This is a genomic window from Bradyrhizobium paxllaeri (genome assembly GCF_001693515.2).
GTDB classification, from domain to species: domain Bacteria; phylum Pseudomonadota; class Alphaproteobacteria; order Rhizobiales; family Xanthobacteraceae; genus Bradyrhizobium; species Bradyrhizobium paxllaeri.
In genome coordinates this window covers 6,882,651-6,902,882 of record NZ_CP042968.1, presented here as the reverse complement: position 1 = coordinate 6,902,882, position 20,232 = coordinate 6,882,651, and the positions used below count along the sequence as shown (strand labels likewise).

Annotated in this window: 18 protein-coding genes; 12 read left to right on the top strand and 6 right to left on the bottom strand. The window is 65.2% G+C overall.

What is annotated here, in order from left to right; genetic code table 11:
• Positions 1-68: 68 nt before the first annotated feature.
• The 6 genes from LMTR21_RS32990 (at position 69) to lpxK (ending at position 5,626) form a co-directional block, all read left to right on the top strand.
• The gene (locus LMTR21_RS32990; protein ID WP_065753608.1) at positions 69-1,469 is read left to right on the top strand and encodes a TldD/PmbA family protein; all 1,401 of its coding nucleotides are present in this window, start codon (positions 69-71) and stop codon (positions 1,467-1,469) included.
• The gene (locus LMTR21_RS32985; RefSeq protein WP_065753492.1) at positions 1,456-2,265 is read left to right on the top strand and encodes an inositol monophosphatase family protein; all 810 of its coding nucleotides are present in this window, start codon (positions 1,456-1,458) and stop codon (positions 2,263-2,265) included. The genes LMTR21_RS32990 and LMTR21_RS32985 overlap by 14 nt, the downstream gene beginning before the upstream one ends.
• Before the next feature lie 93 nt (positions 2,266-2,358).
• On the top strand, positions 2,359-2,598 hold the full coding sequence (locus LMTR21_RS32980; protein WP_057835606.1) for a DUF4170 domain-containing protein: 240 nt from the start codon (positions 2,359-2,361) through the stop codon (positions 2,596-2,598).
• Positions 2,599-2,603: 5 nt separating this feature from the next.
• Positions 2,604-3,317 (top strand): lysophospholipid acyltransferase family protein, encoded by a 714-nt coding sequence (locus tag LMTR21_RS32975; protein WP_065753491.1) that lies wholly within the window; start codon positions 2,604-2,606, stop codon positions 3,315-3,317.
• Positions 3,318-3,327: 10 nt separating this feature from the next.
• Entirely contained in the window at positions 3,328-4,614 is a 1,287-nt protein-coding gene (locus LMTR21_RS32970) for a 3-deoxy-D-manno-octulosonic acid transferase (protein WP_065753490.1), read from the top strand.
• The gene (gene lpxK, locus LMTR21_RS32965) at positions 4,607-5,626 is read left to right on the top strand and encodes a tetraacyldisaccharide 4'-kinase (RefSeq protein ID WP_065753489.1); all 1,020 of its coding nucleotides are present in this window, start codon (positions 4,607-4,609) and stop codon (positions 5,624-5,626) included. The genes LMTR21_RS32970 and lpxK overlap by 8 nt, the downstream gene beginning before the upstream one ends.
• An 85-nt stretch (positions 5,627-5,711) precedes the next feature.
• Here lpxK and LMTR21_RS32960 read toward each other — a convergent pair whose 3' ends face one another.
• Positions 5,712-5,939 carry a DUF2093 domain-containing protein gene (locus tag LMTR21_RS32960; RefSeq protein WP_057861041.1) on the bottom strand — a complete coding sequence of 76 codons (228 nt, stop codon included), beginning with the start codon at positions 5,937-5,939 and terminating at the stop codon, positions 5,712-5,714.
• 191 nt (positions 5,940-6,130) lie between these two features.
• Here LMTR21_RS32960 and LMTR21_RS32955 point away from each other — a divergent pair, with 191 nt between their 5' ends.
• Positions 6,131-6,967, top strand: a complete 837-nt coding sequence (locus LMTR21_RS32955) for a dienelactone hydrolase family protein (protein ID WP_065753488.1) — start codon at positions 6,131-6,133, stop codon at positions 6,965-6,967.
• On the opposite strand, the gene xseA is transcribed toward LMTR21_RS32955, so the two are convergent.
• The gene (gene xseA / locus LMTR21_RS32950) at positions 6,964-8,583 is read right to left on the bottom strand and encodes an exodeoxyribonuclease VII large subunit (protein WP_065753487.1); all 1,620 of its coding nucleotides are present in this window, start codon (positions 8,581-8,583) and stop codon (positions 6,964-6,966) included. The two genes, LMTR21_RS32955 and xseA, sit on opposite strands and share 4 nt — an antisense overlap.
• A 164-nt stretch (positions 8,584-8,747) precedes the next feature.
• On the opposite strand from xseA, the gene purD reads away from it, so the two are divergent.
• Positions 8,748-10,025 carry a phosphoribosylamine--glycine ligase gene (gene purD, locus LMTR21_RS32945; RefSeq protein ID WP_065753486.1) on the top strand — a complete coding sequence of 426 codons (1,278 nt, stop codon included), beginning with the start codon at positions 8,748-8,750 and terminating at the stop codon, positions 10,023-10,025.
• A 125-nt stretch (positions 10,026-10,150) separates the two neighbouring features.
• On the opposite strand, the gene LMTR21_RS32940 is transcribed toward purD, so the two are convergent.
• Positions 10,151-11,383, bottom strand: coding sequence for an acyl-CoA dehydrogenase family protein (locus LMTR21_RS32940; RefSeq protein ID WP_057835894.1), 1,233 nt, complete (start codon positions 11,381-11,383; stop codon positions 10,151-10,153).
• A gap of 124 nt (positions 11,384-11,507) precedes the next feature.
• Between LMTR21_RS32940 and LMTR21_RS32935 the strand changes: the two genes are divergently transcribed.
• Entirely contained in the window at positions 11,508-12,413 is a 906-nt protein-coding gene (locus LMTR21_RS32935) for an alpha/beta fold hydrolase (RefSeq protein ID WP_065753607.1), read from the top strand.
• Between the two features lie 90 nt (positions 12,414-12,503).
• Here the strand turns inward: LMTR21_RS32935 and LMTR21_RS32930 are convergent, their stop codons facing one another.
• Positions 12,504-12,950, bottom strand: a complete 447-nt coding sequence (locus LMTR21_RS32930; RefSeq protein ID WP_246174588.1) for a nucleoside deaminase — start codon at positions 12,948-12,950, stop codon at positions 12,504-12,506.
• A gap of 165 nt (positions 12,951-13,115) precedes the next feature.
• Here LMTR21_RS32930 and LMTR21_RS32925 point away from each other — a divergent pair, with 165 nt between their 5' ends.
• Positions 13,116-15,200, top strand: a complete 2,085-nt coding sequence (locus LMTR21_RS32925) for a pseudouridine synthase (protein WP_065753484.1) — start codon at positions 13,116-13,118, stop codon at positions 15,198-15,200.
• 7 nt (positions 15,201-15,207) lie between these two features.
• Positions 15,208-15,762 (top strand): 16S rRNA (guanine(966)-N(2))-methyltransferase RsmD, encoded by a 555-nt coding sequence (gene rsmD, locus LMTR21_RS32920; RefSeq protein ID WP_065753483.1) that lies wholly within the window; start codon positions 15,208-15,210, stop codon positions 15,760-15,762.
• A gap of 144 nt (positions 15,763-15,906) precedes the next feature.
• Here the strand turns inward: rsmD and mutL are convergent, their stop codons facing one another.
• On the bottom strand, positions 15,907-17,718 hold the full coding sequence (gene mutL / locus LMTR21_RS32915; protein WP_065753482.1) for a DNA mismatch repair endonuclease MutL: 1,812 nt from the start codon (positions 17,716-17,718) through the stop codon (positions 15,907-15,909).
• Positions 17,719-17,961: 243 nt separating this feature from the next.
• Between mutL and LMTR21_RS32910 the strand changes: the two genes are divergently transcribed.
• Positions 17,962-18,279, top strand: a complete 318-nt coding sequence (locus tag LMTR21_RS32910) for a ribbon-helix-helix domain-containing protein (RefSeq protein ID WP_065753481.1) — start codon at positions 17,962-17,964, stop codon at positions 18,277-18,279.
• A 151-nt stretch (positions 18,280-18,430) separates the two neighbouring features.
• Here the strand turns inward: LMTR21_RS32910 and LMTR21_RS32905 are convergent, their stop codons facing one another.
• Positions 18,431-20,113, bottom strand: a complete 1,683-nt coding sequence (locus LMTR21_RS32905) for a flavin-containing monooxygenase (protein WP_065753480.1) — start codon at positions 20,111-20,113, stop codon at positions 18,431-18,433.
• Positions 20,114-20,232: the final 119 nt, after the last annotated feature.

Here is a 20,232-nt window from a genome sequence, read left to right as displayed (position 1 = left end):
ATTCCGGCACATCTGAAGGCCTTGGCGATTTGCGCCCCAACGCCCCCTCCATGTCAGGGATTTTGTTTGTGAACTCTTCACCATCCAGCACTTCGCCGCTTTCCAAAGCCTCCGCAACCACCGACCTGTTCGATCAATCGGCGCTCTCGACGCTGGCGCAGCGCCTGGTCGAAGCCGCCAAGCGCGCCGGCGCGGACGCCGCGGACGCGGTTGCGGTGCGGGGCGTTTCGCAAGGCGTCGAAGTGCGCGATGGCCGGGTCGAGGAATCCGAGCGTTCCGAGGGTGACGATGTGGGTCTGCGCGTGCTGGTCGGCCAGCGTCAGGCCGTGGTCTCGACCAACGATGTTTCCGGCGATGGCGTCGCGAGGCTCGCCGAGCGGGCTGTCGCGATGGCCCGCGTCGCCCCTGACGACAAATATGTCGGCCTTGCCGATCCGTCGCTGCTGGCGCGCGAGTTCGCCGATCTCGATCTGCTCGACCGCACGGTTCCGACGACAAGCGAACTGGAACGTCGCGCCTGCGAAGCGGAAGCCGCGGGCCTTGCAGTCACAGGCGTGACCAAGTCGGGCGGCGCATCTGCCTCGAGCGGCATCGGCGGCATGGTGCTGGTGACCTCGACCGGCTTCCACGGCTCATATTTGCGCTCGAGCCACGGCATCTCGATGACCGCGATCTCGGGCGAAGGCACCGGCATGGAGCGCGACTACGATTTCACCTCGGCGCCGCACGCCTCCGACCTCGATTCTCCCGAAAGCGTCGGCCGCAGGGCAGGCGAGCGCACCGTCGCGCGCGCCAATCCGCGCAAGGTCGAGACCTGCAAGGTGCCAGTGGTGTACGATCCGCGCGTATCGGGATCGCTGGTCGGCCATCTCGTCGGCGCCATCAACGGCGCCTCGATCGCGCGCAAGACCAGTTTTTTGAAAGACCGGATGGGCGAGCAACTGTTCGCCGGCAACATCCGCATCATCGATGATCCCTTGCGCGTGCGCGGCCTGCGCTCGCAAACCTTCGACGCCGAGGGCGTAGCAGTGAAAAAGCACGCGCTCATCGACGAGGGCGTGCTGACGACGTGGCTGCTCGACTGCGCCACCGCGCGCGAACTCGGGCTGGTCACGACCGGGCATGCGCATCGCGGTGTCTCGTCGTCGCCGTCGCCGGGGTCGTACAATCTGCATCTCGAAGCCGGCACGATGACACCGAAGGAACTGATCTCCGACATCAAACAGGGCTTTTACGTCACCGACCTGATCGGCTCCGGCGTCAACGGCGTGACCGGCGATTACAGCCGCGGTGCCTCCGGATTCTGGATCGAGAATGGCGAGATCACCTATCCCGTCAGCGAGGTGACGATCGCGGGCCATCTCTTGGCGATGTTCAAGTCGCTGGTTCCCGCCAATGACCTGGAATTTCGCTACGGCGTCAACGCGCCGACGCTGCGCATCGAGGGCCTGACGCTTGGCGGACGCTGATACCGCCGACCGGATCTGGGCGCGCGATGCCGCGCTGTTGCGGGACACCGTGCGCGAAGCCGGTGCGCTGGCGCTATCGCTGTTCCGCACCGAATTGAAGAACTGGATCAAGGGCGCTTCGTCCCCGGTCTCCGAAGCCGACATCGCCGTCAACGACCTCGTCGAGCGGCGGCTGCGCGCGGCGACGCCGGATTATGGCTGGCTGTCGGAAGAGAGCGTCGATGACGACGAGCGTCTCGGCAAGGAACTGGTCTGGATCGTCGATCCGATCGACGGCACCCGCGCCTATCTCGCCGGTCGCGAGGACTGGTGCGTCAGCGTGGCGCTGGTGGCGGGAGCAGCACCCGTGCTCGCGGCGGTGTTCGCGCCCGTCAGCGACGAATTCTTTTTCGCGGTCCGCGGCCAGGGCACCACCCGTAACGACAGGCCGGTGCGTGCGACCGCGGGAACGGAGCTCGATTTTTCCCGCATGGCCGGCCCGAAGCCGCTGGTGCAGCGGCTAAGCACGTCACCGGACGAGATCACGCTGCATCCGCGAATCGGATCGCTGGCGCTGCGGCTGTGCCGGGTCGCGGACGGCAATCTGGATGCCGCCTTTGCCGGCGGTCAGAGCCGCGACTGGGATCTTGCTGCGGCGAATTTGATCGTGCAGGAAGCGAATGGTAGAATGACCGCGCTCTCGGGGGATGCGATTGAGTATAATCGCCGGGAAGTGGTGCACGGGGTGCTGGTGGCGGCGGGAAACGATCGGCATGCGCGCATTGTCGAGCATTTCCGGGATCATCGGTTGCCCTGAATCGGTCGAAATCCGTGTCACACATCATTCCATTCATGCCGCGATTCAGAGTATCGCTCCTGTTTGCCGGGCACCTCGTTAGGAAAGTCCATCATGCCAGATAGTGCCCCGCAGCAATTGCTGCATCTTGTCATCGGCGGCGAGTTGACCGATCTCGAACACGTCACGTTCAAGGACCTCGACCAGGTCGACATCGTCGGCGTGTATCCCAATTATGCATCCGCTCTCGCGGCCTGGAAGGCGAAGGCGCAGCAGACGGTGGACAACGCCCACATGCGCTATTTCGTGGTTCACCTCCACCGGCTGCTCGATCCAGGTCAAGACACGAAGTAATCCAGTTGAAACGTCTCATTCGCGATTTGCTGCGCAGCACCTTCGTTCAGCGCGCGCTGGGTGTGCTTGCGGCCGAGTATTTGCGGCTGGTCTGGCTGACCAATCGCTTCAGCTATGAGCCGGCCGACATCTATGAGCGGGTCGAGCCTGAGATGCCGGCGATCTTCGCGTTCTGGCACGGCCAACATTTCATGACGCCGTTCATCAAGACCAAGGAGAGCCACCGCGCCAAGGTCCTGATCTCGCGGCACCGCGACGGCGAATTCAACGCCATCGCCGCCGAGCGGCTCGGCATCGGAACTATCAGGGGTTCCGGCGATCATGGCGGCGCCTTTCACCGCAAGGGCGGCGTCGGCGCTTTCAGGGAGATGGTGCAGGCGCTGGAGGACAAGTGGAACGTCGCCACCACCGCCGACGTGCCGAAGCGCGCGCGGGTGGTCGGGCTCGGCATCATCATGCTGGCGCGCGAGTCTGGCCGGCCGATCATGCCCTTTGCGATGGTGACGAGCCGCTTCATCCGGTTGAAGAACTGGGACTCTACCACCATCAATTTGCCATTCGGGCGCGGTGCGGTGGTAGGCATTGAACATGTATACGTGCCACCGGACGCCGACGCCGAGACTATGGAAAAGCTGCGCCTTCAGGTAGAAGCTTTACTGAACGAAGCGACTCGTCGCGCTTACAAGGCGGTCGGGCGTCCGGAGGCTTCTCTTGGCTAATTCGCTGCCGATGACGTTGCGCGTCTACCGGAGCCTTTCGTCCGCCATGGTGCCGTTGTCGCCTGCGTTGGTCAGCCGGCGGTTGAGGCTTGGCAAGGAAGACCCGGCGCGGGTCGGCGAGCGCCGCGGCATGAGCGCCGATGTTCGCCCGGCAGGGCCGCTGGTGTGGATTCATGGCGCCAGCGTCGGCGAAGTGCTGGCGGCGGCAGCGCTGATCGAGCGGCTGCGGGCCTTGAACCTGCGCATCCTGCTGACCTCGGGCACGGTGACATCGGCTGCGATCGTCGCCAAGCGGTTCCCGTCCGACGTCATTCATCAATATGTTCCCTACGATTCGCCGCGCTACGTCGCCCGGTTTCTCGATCACTGGCGGCCCTCGCTGGCGCTGTTCGTCGAGTCCGACCTGTGGCCGAACCTGATCCTGTCGAGCGCCGCGCGGCGGCTGCCGATGGTGCTGATCAATGGGCGAATGTCGCAGCGCTCGTTTCCGCGCTGGCAGCGGGTCCAGGGCACCATTTCGGCGCTGCTCGATAAATTCGACATCTGCCTGGCGCAGTCGAAGACCGATGCGGATCGATTCACCGCGCTCGGAAGCCACAACGTCATCGTCACGGGAAACCTCAAGCTCGACGTTCCCGCACCGCCGGCCGACGGCAACAAGCTGGATATGCTGATGTCGATGACGCGCGGCCGGCCGGTCGTGGTCGCGGCCTCCACGCATCCCGGCGAAGAAGAGATCCTCACCGAAACCCACCGGACGCTGGCCGGATATTTTCCAGGGCTATTGACCGTGATCGTGCCGCGCCATCCCGATCGCGGCGAGGCGATCGCGCGCATGATCGAAGCTTCAGGCCTCAATCCGACCCTGCGTTCGCACGAGGATTTGCCGACCGCCACGACCGACATCTATGTCGCCGACACCATGGGCGAACTGGGGTTGTTCTACCGGCTGGCGCCGATCGTGTTCATGGGCGGATCGCTGGTCGAACATGGCGGGCAGAATCCGATCGAGGCGATCAAGCTCGGTGCTTCGGTCGTCCACGGTCCTCACGTCTTCAATTTCACCGACGTCTATGAGGCTCTCGATTCCGCCGGCGGCGCGCGGCGTGCCGATACGCAGGAAGCGCTGGTGAAGCAGTTCGGACAGATGCTGGCCGATCACAAGGCACGCGAAGCCGTGCTCACCGCGTCCGAGCGCGTGGTCGGGCAGCTCGGCGGCGCGCTGGAGCGGACGCTCTCCGCGCTCGAGCCGTATCTCCTGCAACTGCGGATCGAGATGGGAGCCGCCAATGCGTGAGCCGGCCTTCTGGCACGGCCCGGCTTCGCTCAACTCGCATCTATTGAAACCGCTCGGCGCGCTCTATGGCGCCATCGCCGCACAGCGCCTGCAGCGCAAGGGATTGAACGCCGGCATTCCGGTGCTTTGCGTCGGCAATTATCACGTCGGCGGTGCCGGCAAGACGCCGACCGTGCTGGCGCTGGCGAAACTGCTGGGTGAACTCGGCGAAACGCCGGTCGTGCTCAGCCGCGGCTATGGCGGCAAGTTGCGCGGGCCGGTCAGGGTCGATCCCGCCAGGCATGCAGCTTCCGATGTCGGCGACGAACCCTTGATGCTGGCAAGCCATCTGCCGGTGGTGGTGTCGCGCAACCGCGCGGAAGGCGTGCCATTGGCGCGGTCGCAAGGCGCGACCGTGATCCTGATGGATGACGGCTTCCAGAGTCCGGCGGTCGTCAAGGACGCTTCGCTGATCGTGATCGACAGCGGCCGCGGCATCGGCAATGGTCAGGTATTTCCCGCCGGTCCCCTGCGTGCGCCGCTGCGGCCGCAACTGGCGCGCACCGACGCGCTCATTGTCGTCGGCGACGGCAATGCCGCGTCCTCGGTGGCGGCCGCGATCGCAGCCCAGGGCAAACCGGTATTATCAGCGCATCTGAAGCCGGATGCAGCGGTGGTGGCCGAGCTTCGCGGTCGGCGCGTGCTGGCGTTCGCCGGCATCGGCGATCCCGCGCGATTCTTCAACACGCTGCGCGCCAGCGGCGTCGATGTCGTTCAGTCGCGCGCCTTCGCCGATCATCACCCGTATTCGCAGGGCGAGATCGAAGGCCTGATCGTCGAGGCCAAACGCGATGGGCTAACGCTGGTGACAACGGAAAAGGATCTGGCGCGGCTGCGGCGCGGCGGAGTTCTGCCGGACTGGGCGAGAGAGATCGTGCCGTTCGCGGTGACGCTCGAATTCGACGACGCGGCGCTGTTGCGGAAATTCGTCGCCGACCGGCTGTTCAAGGCGCGGGAGAGGAAAGAACCGTAGCCCGGATGGAGCGACGCGAAATCCGGGAGATCGCGCGGCACTGATCCCGGATTGCGCTTCGCTCCATCCGGGCTACCAGGCGATCCTAACCCTGCGACTTCAGCGCGCCGGGAAAATGCCGCTGCAGCACCGCGCTCGGCACCGAATAGGCCTCCTGCAGATCGACGCTCCAGTATTTCAATTCATCGAGCGGAATCCGCACGTCGGTGATGGCGCAGCGCACATAGGTTCCGGGCGAGATGACACGGAAATCGCCATCGAGATACTGCACCTGTGCTTCGCCATGACCCGAGGGGCCGAATTTATTGAGCACCGTCAAACTCTCCGATGGGCCGATCCGGGAGGAGGACTGGCCTTAAGTGTAATTTCCAAAATTCGATCTATCATAGATAGGTCGTACTGTCCGCCCCCGAAACCCACCCACTTGTGATGATTTTGTGTCCGGGCGCATGATAGCGTGAATTTTACCGTGCTCGCAGCGTCATACCGATACGACAGAGACAGATGCGCCTGTTGTCAGCAACGCTATTCCTGACGCTCCTCGCTGCGGCCTGCACGGCAAATGCCGCTCCCTTGCCGGCGCCGCAGCAGGTCGATATCCCGGCGGCGGCCAGCCTGACGCTGCACGCACAGCTCTACAAGCCCGCCGGGGAAGGGCCCTTTCCCACCGTGATTGCGCTGCACGGCTGTGGCGGATTGGGCGGGCAATCGGAGCCGGTGCAGCCGCGCTACCGCGACTGGGCAGAGCAGTTGCTGAAGACCGGCCACGCGGTGCTGCTGCCGGACAGCTATGGTTCGCGCGAACTCGGCCCGCAGTGCCAAGTCAAGGAGCGCCGCGTGCTGGCTCGCCGCGAGCGGGTCGCCGATATCAATGCGACGCGGCAATGGCTGTTGCGGCAATCCTGGGCCGCGCGTGACCGCATCAGCCTGATGGGATGGGCGAACGGCGCCAGCGCGGTGCTGTGGGCGGTGCGCCCGCAATCATTGTCGCGCAGTGCCGAGCCGGACTTCCGCTCGGCCATCGCATTCTATCCGGATTGCCGGATCTCCTCCGGCCTCGGCTGGAGTACGCGCGTGCCGACGCTGTTGTTGATCGGCGCCAAGGACGACGTCAGTTCGCCATCGGCCTGCCGCCAGGTGGTGGAGGGCGCCCGCGGCCGCAGCGCGCTGGCGCGGATCGTGGTCTATCCGGGGGCGGCTCACGACTTCGACCGCGCCAACCTTCCGCTGCGCGCGATCACGGGGTCCGACGCCACATTGCCCGAACGAGGCCATATCGGCACCGATGCCGACGCGCGAAAGGACTCGCAGCAGCAGGTCACGGAGTGGCTGGCGCGCTAGAACAGGCTTCCCTGATCGACCGGCTTGACCACGCGCTTCGGCGCCGCCGGCTTCACCTCGCGCGGTGCGGCCTTCGGCTCGCTCGCGGGCGCAGGTGTCGCCTGGGGCCGGTCCATATCCGCGGTGGCGCCGACGCGGCCGTCGGCGAACTCGATGGAGAGGCGTGCGCTCGGTCCGACCGAGGTGGCGGCATGGACGGCGTGGCCATGTTCGTCGCGCACCAGGGCAAAGCCGCGGGCGAGCACGCCGCGATAGGACAGCGCCGACAGCAACTGCCCGCTATGGGCGACGCGTGCGTCGAGACGCTGCATGACGGTTTCGAGCGCGCGGCGGGCGCGCTCGGCCAACCGGTGGGTGCGTTCGCGCTCGCGCGCGATGGTATTGCGCTGCGCCTGGGCGTTGGAGAGCTTTGAGGCCTTCAGCCGGACCTCCAGCCCCGCGAAGCGATCGCGCCGGTTGCGCAGCAGCGCACGGGCGGACAAGCGGATGCGTTCGCCCGATACCGTGAGGCGATGGTTGGCCTGCGCGACCTGTCCACGCAAAACCTTCAGCGTCAGGCCGGCGCTGAGTTGCGAGAAGCGGCGGTGATGGGCGTGCGTGTTGGCCTTCAACCCACGGGGCAGGGCGGCGCCGAGATGGTCCAGCCGCTGCCTGGGGATCGCGAGCAGTTCGCTCAGGCTGGGCAGGGCGCGGGCGGCGGCGCGCAATTCATTGCGGCGGCTCTCCTGGCCGCGCTGCCAGCACACCATGGTGCGGCGTGCCAGGCTTTCGACCTCGGCGAACAATTCACTGCGGACAGGAACGGCCATTTCGGCGGCCGCGGTCGGCGTCGGCGCGCGCTTGTCGGCGGCGAAATCGATCAGCGTGATATCGGTCTCGTGACCGACAGCGGAGATCAGCGGGATCATGCTGTCGGCGGCGGCGCGAACCACGATCTCCTCGTTGAACGACCACAGATCCTCCAGCGAGCCGCCGCCGCGCGCGACGATCAACAGATCCGGGCGCGGGATTTTGCCGCCTTCCGGCAGCGCGTTGAAGCCGCGGATGGCGGCGGCAACCTGCTCAGCTGAGCCTTCGCCCTGCACCTTGACCGGCCACACCAGCACGCGGCGGGGGAAGCGGTCTTCCAATCGGTGCAGGATGTCGCGGATGACGGCGCCGGTCGGCGAGGTGACGACGCCGATCACCTCGGGCAGCCAGGGCAGCAACTGCTTGCGCGCCTCGTCGAACAGGCCCTCGGCGGCGAGCTTCCGCTTGCGCTCCTCCATCAGCGCCATCAGCGCCCCGATGCCGGCGGGCTCGAGCGACTCGATGACGATCTGGTATTTCGAGGAGTTCGGATAGGTCGTGAGCTTGCCGGTCGCGATGACCTCGAGCCCCTCCTGCGGCTTGAACCGCATCCGGGCGTGAGCGAATTTCCAGATCACCGCCTCGATCTTGGCACTCTCGTCCTTCAGCGCGAAATAGCAATGGCCCGAGGAGTGCGGGCCGCGGAAGCCGGAGATTTCGCCGCGGACGCGGACATGGCCAAACCGGTCCTCCACCGTCCGCTTCAGGGCGGAGGAGAGTTCCGAGACGGTGAATTCAGGCGCGTTGATGAGGTTCTCAGCAGGCATATGCCCAGAATCGGCCTTTTCTAGCGCTTCCGCAAGGTACGGAGGCCATCACAGGAGCGTCACGGCACATATCCACACAGGAATAGACACGTTGTTGCGGCCGGCCGCTGTCGTGCTAAACCGTCGCGCAATTGCCGGCAACCCTCCATTTGGCTGCACTCCTCATGAACATTCTCCTGCTCGGTTCCGGCGGCCGCGAACACGCATTGGCGTGGAAGATTGCCGCTTCCCCGCTGCTCACCAAGCTGTGGTGCGCGCCCGGCAATGCCGGCGTCGCGCGGGAAGCCGAGTGCGTGGCGCTCGACGTTGCGAATCACCCCGCCGTGGTCGAGTTCTGCAAGCGCAACGCGGTCGACCTTGTCGTGGTCGGCCCGGAAACGCCGCTGGCGGCCGGCATCGTCGACGATCTCGCCGCCGCCGGCATCAAGGCGTTCGGTCCGAGCAAGCAGGCCGCCCAACTCGAGGGCTCCAAGGGGTTCACCAAGGCGCTCTGCACCGAGTTCAACATTCCAACCGGCGCCTATGGCCGCTTCACCAGGGCTGACGACGCGCTGGCCTATGTGCGCAAGCAGGGCGCGCCGATCGTCGTGAAGGCCGACGGGCTGGCCGCCGGCAAGGGTGTCGTCGTCGCGAAAACCCTTGATGAGGCGGAAGCCGCCATCGCCATGATGTTCGACGGTGCGTTTGGTTCGGCCGGTACTGAAGTCGTCATCGAGGAATTCCTCGCCGGCCGGGAGATCAGCTTTTTCGCGCTGTGCGATGGCGAGACCGCGATCCCGCTCGCCACGGCGCAGGACCACAAGCGCGTGTTCGATCACGACGAGGGCCCGAACACCGGCGGCATGGGGGCCTATTCGCCGACGCCGTTCGTGACGCCGGAAATTCACGACCAGATCATGGCGCGGATCATCCTGCCGACGGTGGCCGGCATGAAGAAGCGCGGCACGCCGTTTCGCGGCGTGCTCTACGCCGGCGTGATGCTGACGGAGCAGGGGCCAAAACTGTTCGAATACAATGTCCGGTTCGGCGACCCTGAATGCCAGGTGCTGATGCTGCGGATGATGTCCGACATCGTGCCGGCGTTCCTGGCGTCCTGCGACGGGGAGTTGAAGCACTTTGACCTGCGCTGGTTTCCCGATCCGGCGCTGACGGTGGTGATGGCGGCGAAGGGCTATCCCGGCGACTACAGGAAGGGCACGCGGATCGAGGGGCTCGATGATGCCGGCAAGATCGAGGGCGTCGAGATATTCCATGCCGGCACGGTGGCGAAGGAGGGCGCTATTCTTGCTAATGGCGGGCGCGTGCTGAACGTGTGCGCGATGGGGAAGAGCGTTACTGAAGCGAGAGAGCGCGCGTATCAAGCTGTCGACCGTATCCAATGGCCGGACGGCTTCTGCCGCCGGGACATTGCCTGGCAGGCGATGGAAGTGGAGCGGAACTAGCACGTCATTCCGGACGACGCGCATCGCGCGTCGATCCGGAATCTAGATGTGATGAGCACTGGTGGGCCTCATCTCGGGATTCCGGGTTCGGCGCTTCGCGCCACCCCGGAATGACGGATGTGGGTCTACAGCAAATCCCCGCCGGCCGCACTCGCCGTGGTGCCGTGCTCACGGAACGCCTTGATGACGTTCTTGCCGATCTTCCATTTGTGCACCTCGTCGGGACCGTCGACCAGCCGCTGCGAGCGCACCTGCGTGTACCACTTCGCCAGCGGTGTATCCTGGCTGAAGCCGAGCGCGCCGTGGAGCTGGATCGCAGTGTCGATCACCTTGTGCACCATGTGCGCATGGAAGATTTTGGCGATCGAGTTTTCCTGCCGGATGTCGAGGCCCTTTTCCGCCTTGTAGGCGATGTGCAGCAGCATCAGCCGGCCGATATAGAGTTCGCTGGCGCAGTCGGCGAGCATGAACTGCACCGCCTGCCGGTCGGCCAGCAATTGGCCGAACGTCGAGCGCTTGGTGACATGGGCTACCGCCATGTCGAGCGCGCGCTGCGCCTTGGCGACGTTGTGCATGCCATGGCGCAGGCGGCCATAGGCGAGGCGGTGCTGGCCCATCGCAAAACCGTTGCCTTCGCCGCCGACGAGATTGTCCGCCGGCACCACCAGATCCTTGATCTCGATCTCGGAGTGGCCGCCGTGCAGGACATCGTCATGCGGCCCTTCGATCGCCATGTTGGCGACGTTGCGCTTGATCTTGTAGCCGGGGTTCGGCAGCTCGACGAGGAAGGTCGAATACTGCTTGTGGCGAGGCGCGTTCGGATCGGTCTTGGCCATCACGAGCGCCATGTCGGCGACGCTGGCGGAGGAGGAAAACCACTTCTCGCCGTTCAGGATGTAATTCTCGTTGCCGTCCTTCACCGCCGTGGTCTGCATGCCGGTGGCATCGGCGCCGGCGGCTTTCTCGGTCATCGAGAAGCAGATGCGCTTGTCGCCGTTGAGCAGGGGCTTGAGGAACTTCTCCTTCTGATATTCCGTGCCGTGGGCGAGGATCGTCATCATCGAGGCGTCGTCGGGGCCCTGCGTATTCATCGACAGCGCGCCCAGCATGCTCTCGCCGAGCTCCATCTGCACCAGCGCATTGGCCAGCGGACCGAGGCCCATGCCGCCATATTCCTTGGGCACCCACGGGCACCACAGACCGCGCGCGCGGGCCTTGGCGCGGAGCGGTCCCAGCACTTCGGCGAGCGGCTTGGTATCCAATTCCTTCTCCGCGGGGATGCATTCCTCATGCACCCATTTGCGGACTTTTTCGCGGATCGCCTTGGCCTCGGCCGGAATTTCGAAATCGATCGACATCGCTGGTTTCCTCGCGTCTTGTTGCTCTTGGTCGGACGTGAGGGATGGCATAAACCTGCGGTCTGAACGCGGCAACGACAAACAAAGTTTGAAGCAAGCGCCGCAGCCCATGGAAGGAGCGCCCATGACCGATCTTGCCGATCTGTTTCCCGGCTACGCGTCCGAATGGATCAACACCTCGTCGGGCCGCATCTTCGCCCGCGTCGGCGGCAAGGGGCCGCCGCTGTTGCTGCTGCACGGATTCTCATCGACACACGTGATGTGGCATCCGGTTGCTCCGCAACTAGCCGACAAGTTCACGCTGATCATTGCCGACCTGCCGGGTTATGGCTGGTCGGACATGCCGCGCAGCGACGACAACCATACGCCGTACACCAAGCGCGCGATGGCGAAGGCGATGGTGGAGGCGATGGAGCAACTCGGCCATGTGCATTTCGCGCTTGCCGGGCACGATCGCGGCGGGCGCGTGTCGTACCGTCTGGCGCTCGATCATCCGGGCCGGCTGTCGAAGCTCGCCGTGCTCGATATCGCGCCGACCTATGATTACTGGGAGAGGATGAACCGGCTCTCGGCGCTGAAGATTTATCATTGGGCGTTTCTGGCGCAGCCCCATCCGTTGCCGGAGACACTGGTCTCAAGCAACGGCGAGTTTTTCCTCCAATACAAGATGGCGAGCCAGACCAAATCGAAGACGCTCGACGCCATCGACCCGCGCGCGCTGGAACATTACCTCGCGCCGTTCCGCGATCCCGCCCGCGTGCATGCGATGTGCGAAGACTACCGCGCCGGCGCCTATGCCGATTATGAAATCGACAAGGCGGATTTCGATGCCGGCAAGAAGATCACCGTCCCGATGTTGGCGTTGTGGGGCGATGCCGGTGTCGCGAGCGCTGCAACGACGCCGCTCGATACATGGAAGAAGTGGGCGACGAAGGTGGAGGGCGCGCCGGTGGATTCCGGGCATTTTCTGACGGAGGAGAATCCGGAAGCGACGGCGAAGTTGTTGCGGGAGTTTTTCTTGGCGGGGTGATTTCGTAGCCCGGATGGAGCGCAGCGAAATCCGGGGTGCCGCGGGCACCGGCCCCGGATTGCGCTTCGCTCCATCCGGGCTACAAGCTCATCACCGCCGCTCCCTGAAAAATTCCCGCAGCAGCGTCGCGGCCCGATTCTCGCCGACCGCCGAATAGACCTCCGGCACGTGATGGCAGGTCGGTTGCGCAAAGAACCGCACCCCGGAATCCACCGCGCCGCCCTTGGGGTCCGCCGCGCCATAATAGAGCCGCCGGATTCGCGCGAACGAGATCGCACCGGCGCACATGGTGCAGGGCTCGAGCGTGACGTAGAGGTCGCAATCGACCAGCCGCTCAGTCCCGATGGCCTCGGCCGCCTGCCGGATCGCGAGAATCTCGGCATGCGCGGTCGGATCGCGGTCGGTCAGGGTCCGGTTGCCGGCGGTGGCGATCACCTCGTAATCCCGGACGATGACGCAGCCGATCGGAACTTCGCCGGCTTTTCCGGCGTTTTCGGCCGTTTTCAGCGCCAAATCCATGAAAGAAGGGGCCGTCATGCCTCGTATCATCGGCAGAAACCTGCTACTAGCTGCGCCTTCAGCAAACGTGGATGCCGGTTTTGCGTGAGAATGCGCCTTGAACGAAGCGCGCGCGCGTTACCGCTATGACAGCCCATCCGCATCCGCCTGATAGCCATTTCATCCGTATCCGAGAGACCATTCATGCCCCGCGATAACGACAAAAACAACGATTCCCGCGGCCGGCGTGACCTGCCGGGCGACGGCAAGGGCCGCGCTGGCGGTGACCGGGGCCGTGCCGGCGGAGCCAAAGGCCGCTCGGGGGCGGCGAGGGGGCCTGAGAAGAAGTTCGCCAAGCGCGGCTTTGGCGCCAGGGACGATGACCGCGGCGGCGGTGAACGGCGGCCCTATGCCGGGAAATCCGACGGCGCAAAATCGTTCGGCAAGAAGCCCTACGCCGGCAAGCGGGAAGGTGGTTCGTTCCGCCGCGACGATGACCGTCCGCCGCGCCGGGATTTTGGCGACCGGCCGCGGGCACGATTTGACCGGGACGATCGGCCACGCGGCGATCGTTCAGACCGTGGTGGGCGGAAGGATTTTCGCCCGCGCGAGGATCGTGATGGCGAGAAGCGTTCGTTCAAGCCGCGCGGCGAGCGGGCAAACTTTGATCGCGACGATCGCCCGCCGCGCCGCAACCGCGACGACGCGCGTCCGGCCGGGCGCTTCCAGGACAAGAAGTTCGGCGACAAGCGGCCTTACGCGCCGCGCGGCGAAGGTTTCCTAAAGGACAGTGACCGTCCGCGGGGAGAGCGTTCCTTCGGTGACCGCCCGTCGCGCGATGGCGAAAAGCGTTTTTCGCGCGGCCCGCGCAAGGATTTTGGCGATCGTCCTGAACGGGGCGAGGACAAGCCGTGGCAGAAGCGGGAGGACCGCGGCGGACGCGATTCCCGTTCCTCGCGCGACGGTGCGCGCAATTTTGACAAACCACGTTTCGATAGATCGCGTGACGATCGCGGTGGCGACGAGCGCCCACGCTTTTCCCGCTCGCGCGAGGATCGTCCGAAGTTCGACCGGCCCCGCGAGCGCCGCGACCGGGATGGTGACCGTGGGCGACCCGCAGGCCGCACCGAGTGGCAGGAGCACCCGCGCAGCGAGGGGCGTTTCAGCGACCGGCCGCGCCGCGACAATGAAGACGACAGCAGGATCTTTGCAAAGCGTCCGGCCTTCGGCGGCCGCGGCGCCTATCGCGAGCGCCCCACCGATTTCGACAAGCGCGCGCCGCGCGCGGAGCCGAAGCCGAAAAAGGCCGGCGAGCGCATCGCCAAGGTGCTGGCGCGCGCCGGCCTGGCCTCGCGCCGCGATGCCGAGGAAATGGTCACGCAGGGCCGCGTCACCGTCAACGGCCGCGTGATCAATTCGCCGGCGCTCGACGTCACCGCCAATGACGTGATCGCGCTCGATGGGAAAGTGTTGCCGCCGCGCGAGCGCACGCGGCTGTTCATGTATCACAAGCCGCGCGGCCTGATGACCACGCATGCCGACCCCGAGGGGCGGCCGACCGTGTTCGACAACCTGCCGGAAGGATTACCGCGGCTGATCTCGATCGGCCGGCTCGATTTCAACACCGAAGGCTTGCTGCTGCTGACCAATGACGGCGGGCTCGCGCGCGCGCTCGAGCTGCCCGATACCGGCTGGCTACGGCGCTATCGCGTGCGCGCCCATGGCGAGGTCACGCAGGCGCAGCTCGATGAGCTGAAGAAAGGCGTCGAGGTCGAAGGCGTTAAATACGGGCCGATCGATGCGACGCTGGAGCGTGACCAGGGCGCCAATGTCTGGCTGGTGTTCGCGATCCGCGAGGGCAAGAACCGCGAGGTGCGCAATGTCATGGCCCATCTCGGCCTCGAGGTGAACCGGCTGATCCGCGTGTCCTACGGACCATTCCAGCTCGGCGAACTGGAGGAAGGGCAGGTGGAAGAGGTCAAGACGCGGGTGCTGCGCGAACAGCTCGGCGAGAAGATCGCCGCGCTTGCGGGCGCCGATTTCAACCGGCCGATGCCGGGCGAGAAATCCGACGACGAGGACGACGCGCCGCGCGGCAAGAAGCCGTTCAAGCCGGCGGGCAAGAGCGCGCTGATCGCCGACAGCAAGGGCCGCCGCGTGCTGGTGCAGCGCACCGGCAGCGAGGAAGCCCGCGCGCGCAACGAGGACGAAGCCAACGGCTACGGCCCGCCGCGCCGCCCGAAGCGCGGCTATCACGGCAAGCGCGATCTTAAGCCGCGGGACGAGTAGCTCGCTCATGCGCGTCGTCGGCGGAAGACTGAAGGGCCGCAATCTGGCCTCGCCGTCCTCGCGGGAGATTCGCCCAACGGCGGATCGCTTGCGCGAGTCCGTGTTCAACATCCTGATCCACGCCTATGACGATCCGATCGAAGGCGCGCGCGTGCTCGACCTGTTCGCCGGCACCGGCGCGCTCGGCATCGAGGCGGTGTCGCGTGGCGCCAGCTTCACGCTGTTCGTCGACAATGGCGCGGAGGCACGCGCGCTGTTGCGCAACAATGTCGAGTCGCTCGGCCTTGGCGGCGTGACAAAAGTCTATCGCCGCGACGCCACCAATCTGGGACCTGCGCATCCGGTCGAGCCGTTCTCGCTGGTGTTCCTCGATCCGCCCTACGGCAAGGGTCTCGCGGAGAAGGCGCTGGCCTCGCTGCGCGACGGCGGCTGGCTGACGCCGGGGGCGCTGTTGGTGGTGGAGGAGGCGAAGGCGACGGCGTTCGCTGCGCCTGAGGGATTCGAGGAGCTGGAGCGGCGCGCGTACGACGATACGGAGTTTGTGTTTTTGCGGAGCATATGACCACGCTGCTCCGCAACCACAATTGTCGTCGCCCGGCTTGACCGGGCGATCCAGTACGCCGCGGCCGATCCGTTCAAACGCCAATGTCTCTGGAATACTGGATCACCCGCATTCGCGGGTGATGACAGGAGTGCAGGGAATCGACTACCGCCGCCCGAACAGCTTCTCGATATCGGCGAGTTTCAATTCCACATAGGTCGGGCGGCCGTGGTTGCACTGGCCGGAATTCGGCGTGTCTTCCATCTCGCGCAGCAGCGCGTTCATCTCTTCCGGCTTGAGGCGGCGGCCGGCGCGGACCGAGCCGTGGCAGGCCATGGTGGCGGCGACATGCATCAGGCGGCGCTCCAGCGGCAGCGCCTCGTCCCATTCGGCCATGTGCTCGGCAAGATCGCGCAATAATCCGGCGGCGTTCGCCTTGCCGAGCAGCGAAGGCGTCTCGCGCACGGCCACCGCACCGGGACCGAAGGATTCGATTGCTAGCCCAAACGATGCCAGCTCTTCGGCGCGATCGAGCAGCTTCTCGACGGTTGCCTCGTCGAGTTCGACGATCTCCGGGATCAGCAAGATCTGCCGCTGCACGCCGTTCTTCGCCAGCGAGGCCTTCAGTTTTTCGTAGACGATGCGCTCATGCGCGGCGTGCTGGTCCACGACGATCAACCCGTCGCGGGTCTGCGAGACGATGTAGGTCTCATGGATCTGCGTGCGCGCGGCGCCCAGCGGACGGTCGAGCAGGTCGGGCGCGACCTGCGCCTCGAAGCGCACGTCGGCGGTCGGCGTGCCGACATCGAAGGCAGCCTGTCCCGCTTCGGCGAATGCCGTCGCAGCAGCGCCCTCGAACGAAGGCGCGGGCCGCACCGGATAGGCCGGTGAACTGCGCCAGTCCCAGTTGGTCGGGCGCGGCGCAAATGACGGACGGAACGCCGACAGCGCCGCGCCATCGGTATTCGCCGCGGTGCGCCGGCCTTCGCGGGCAAGGCCGTCCTTCAGCGCATGCACGATCAGCGCGCGGACGAGGCCGGCATTGCGAAACCGCACCTCGGTCTTGGCCGGATGCACGTTGGCGTCGACCTCCTGCGGCGCCAGCGTCACGAACAGCGCCACCACGGGATGGCGGTCGCGCGGCAGGTAATCCGAATAGGCCGCGCGCACCGCGCCCAAAATGAGCTTGTCGCGTACCGGGCGGCCGTTGACGAACAGATATTGCCCGAGCGCGTTGGCCCGCGTCAGTGAGGGCGCGGCGGCAAAACCCTCGACCACGACGCCTTCGCGCTCGGCGCGCACTTCGATGGCGCAAGAGCGAAAATCGCTGCCGAGGATGTCGCCGAGCCGCGTCAGCCGGCCCGCAGCGCCCGGCAGCGCCGCGGCCCATGTCACCGGCGCGCGCTCCTCGCCGGCCAATGTGAAGGCGATATCGGGCCGCGCCATCGCGAGCCGCCGCACCACTTCGCGGATCGCTTCGGCCTCGGTGCGGTCGGTCTTGAGGAATTTCAGCCGCGCAGGTGTCGCGTAAAAGAGATCGCTGACCTCGACGCGGGTGCCTTGCGACAGTGCCGCCGGCATGATTTGCGATTTCACCCCGCCTTCGACCGACAGCGACCAGGCATGCGGCTCGCTGGCGTGGCGCGTGGTGATGCCGAGCTTTGCCACCGCGCCGATCGAGGGCAGGGCCTCGCCGCGAAACCCCAGCGTGCGAATGCGAAGGAGATCCTCGTCGTCGAGCTTGGAGGTGGCGTGGCGATCGACCGCAAGCGCGAGGTCGGCTGACGTCATGCCGCTGCCGTCGTCGGTGATGCCGATCCGCCGCCGGCCGCCGCCATCGGTGAAGATATCGACGCGGCTGGCGCCGGCGTCGATGGCGTTCTCGACCAGTTCCTTCACAACGCTCGCGGGTCGTTCGACCACCTCGCCGGCGGCGATGCGGTTGACGACCTGTTCGGGGAGCTGGCGGACGGGCATGGGGCTTAAGCGTCGATTCGAGGTTGAACCGCCATTTTAGGCGTCCGCGGCGGCAATTGCATGGGAAGGGGCCGAAACAATGCCCGGCTGGGGATGAGGGTGGACTATCGCCTTGAAGATACTGAGGTTCGTTCGCGGCGGGTCGATATGACTTGAGATTGGACTTGAGATAGGGCCTGGGATTGTGAGGTCGTGTGGTCAGGTATATCGTTTAGAAAAATTATAATCTAGCTGGAGGAACCCATGTGCCACCTGTTCGCGCACCAGCCCCAACGCGACTATGAATCGCAGACCCGATCGCTGCGGATGGGCGGCCATAGCACCTCGATCCGGCTGGAAATGTCGTTCTGGGACACGCTGGAGGAGATCGCGGCGAAGGAGGGGATGAGCCTTGCCAAGTTCCTCACCACGCTGCATGACGAGGTCCTCGACCACCATGGCGAGGTCAAGAATTTCGCCTCGCTGTTGCGCTGCTCCTGCCTGATCTATCGCGCCAAGAGTGCGGTCGTCGTGTCGGAATTTCGCGGCAACGCCGCTGCCATTCTGGACGCGGCCGAATAGGTTCCATCGATCTGAAACGAAAAAGCGGCTCGGTCCTTACAGAACCGAGCCGCTTCCGTTTGCAGGAATAGGGTCGTACAGCGCGCTCGGTATCACCATGCCGGGAGCCGTGACATTGAACGCAGCCCCCGATCAAGGCTCATCGAGCTCATTAGGCCGCAATCGTGTGCGCGGTCCCGCTTTGGCCTTGGCTCGTGAACACGAAGCCCTCATAGCCCTTCTCTGCGACCTCGGCGCACTTTCTGCGGTATCCGCCAACGCCCTCAGGCCCGAGATAAGGCATGAACCGGCGCGGCTTGCCTTCTATGTTGGCCCCCATGTACCAGGAATTGGTGCCGGGCATCAGGGTCGAATTCACGACCTCGGCGACGTGGGCGCCCCATGCGTCCTGCGCCTCCGGGCTCGCCTCGATCGTTGTGAGCTTGTTTCTTCGCATGTGGGCGATGCATTCGGTGATCCACTCGACATGCTGCTCGATCGAGACCGGCATGTTCGACAGCACCGAGGGGCTCTGCGGACCGGTGATTGTGAACAGGTTGGGGTAACCGACGATCGCCAGGCCGAGATAGGTCTGCGGACCGTCCTCCCATTCCTGCGCCAGCGGCCTGCCGCCGCGCCCCTTGATACCGAGGTTCTTCAAGGGGCCGGTCATTGCGTCGAAGCCGGTGGCGATGACGATGATGTCGAGCGGATACTCCTTGCCACCCGCGCGAATGCCATTCGGCGCGATCTCCTCGATTGGTCCATCGGTGCTCGCATCCACCAGTGCCACGTTCTTCTTGTTGAAGGTCTCAAAATAGTTGGTGTCGAGCGGTTGGCGCTTGGTGCCGTAGGGATAAGTCCTGGGCGTCAACTTCTCCGCGGTCACCGGGTCGTTGACGATCGAGTGGATCTTGCGCTTGAGGTAGTCGGCGATGACATCGTTCGCCTCCTTGGAGAAGAACATGTCCTGATAGTTCGCGAGCCAGAAGGCGAAGCCACCGGCGTCCCACATCCTGTCGAACTCCTGCTCGCGTTCCTCGGGTGTTGTTTCGAGCACCGCCTTCGGTAAGAAATTCAGTTCGAACCCGAAGAAGGAATCCTTGATGCGCTGGCGGATACCGTCGTAATCGGCCTTGCGTGCCCTGGTCACTTCGGGATCGACACGGCCATTGCGTGCAGGCACGCAGAAGTTTGGCGTGCGCTGGAACACCGTCAGGTGCTTGGCCTGCTGCGCAATCTCCGGGATCGCCTGCACCGCCGTGGCCCCGGTACCGATGACGCCGACACGCTTGGCGGTGAAGTCGACGCCATCATGCGGCCATTGGCTGGTGTGGTAACACTTGCCGGCAAAAGAGCTCAGCCCCCTGATCGGCGGCATGTTGGCGGTCGACAGGGCACCGACGGCCGGAATGACGAAGCGGGCCTTGACGGCATCGCCCTTGTTGGTGCGCACGGTCCACAGCTCGGTGTCGTCATCGAAGACGACTTCGACGACGCGCTTGCCGAACTGGATGTCGGGCTTCAGGTCGAAGCGCTCGGCGCAGTGCTCGAGGTAGCGCAGGATCTCGTCCTGCTCCGGATAGCGCTCGGACCAGTTCCATTCCTGCAACAGGTTCTTGTCGAACGTGTAACAGTAGATGTAGCTGTCGGAATCGCAGCGTGCGCCGGGATAGCGATTCCAATACCAGGTACCGCCGACGCCGTCGCCGGCCTCGAACACCGTGACGTTCAGGTCGAGCTTGTCGCGTAGCGAATGCAGCATGTACATGCCGGAGAATCCAGCGCCGATGATGACGGCATCGAAGTCGGCTTTCGCGCCAGCCGCCTGAGGCTGGCCTTGCACATTCGTCATGACTTTCCTCCCGTTGTGAGCACGCATTTCTGGTTCAGTCGTCTTCTTGCCATGCATAGGCGTCGACCTGCGCGGGCAGCAGGCATGCTGGTGGGACCATCGCAAAGCACGCGCTCACG